The following is a 720-nucleotide window of genomic DNA, read 5'->3' as shown; positions in this document are numbered from 1 at the left end:
GGCTTCGGGGGTTGTGGGGGCGGCTGGGTCTGTGGGGCCGGAGGCTGAGGTGGCGGCTGAGGTGGTCGCGGCGATGTGCGGGGCGCATGCGCAGGTGCTGTCGGCGGCCGAGCTGTCGGTGGCGATGCGGGTCGAGGGCGCGACGCGGGTGGATGTGCGGGACGCGCTGTGGCGGGATCGCACTCTGGTCAAGACGTATGGGCCGCGCGGGACCGTGCATCTGCTGCCGACGGCGGACCTGCCGCTGTGGACCGGGGCTCTGTCGGCGCTGCCTGTCGGGTCCGGCAATGGTGGTGGTGCGGTGGGCGCGCTGCTCACCGCCGACCAGGCGGAGACGGTGGTGGCGGCGATCGGGGACGCGCTGGCGGACGCGGAGCTGACCGTCGACGAACTGACCGAGGCGGTCGCCGAGCGGGCCGGGGCGTGGGCGGCGGACCCGGTGATGGACGCCTTCCAGACCAAGTGGCCACGCTGGCGCGCCGCGACGGCGCTGGCCGCGCATCGGGGGGCGCTGTGCTTCGGCGCGAACCGGGGGCGGAAGGTCACGTACACGAACCCGCACCGTTGGCTGCCGGGCTTCGAGCCGCAGGCGGGGGAGGTGGCGTTGGCGGGGGTGGTTCGGCGGTATCTGCATGCTTACGGACCTGCGACGCCGCAGCACTTCGCGAAGTGGATGGCGGCGCCGGTGGGTTGGGCGAGTGGGCTGTTCGAGCGGTTGGC

1 protein-coding gene is annotated in these 720 nt (G+C 74.0%); it reads left to right on the top strand.

What is annotated here, in order from left to right; translation table 11 throughout:
- Positions 1-13 precede the first annotated feature (13 nt).
- On the top strand, positions 14-720 hold a 707-nt coding region (locus G5C51_RS42315), incomplete at its 3' end, for a DNA glycosylase AlkZ-like family protein (protein WP_420824922.1).

Origin of the sequence: Streptomyces coryli, assembly GCF_011044975.1 — a bacterium.
In the GTDB taxonomy this organism is placed as follows: domain Bacteria; phylum Actinomycetota; class Actinomycetes; order Streptomycetales; family Streptomycetaceae; genus Streptomyces; species Streptomyces coryli.
This window is presented reverse-complemented; position numbering and strand designations above follow the sequence as displayed.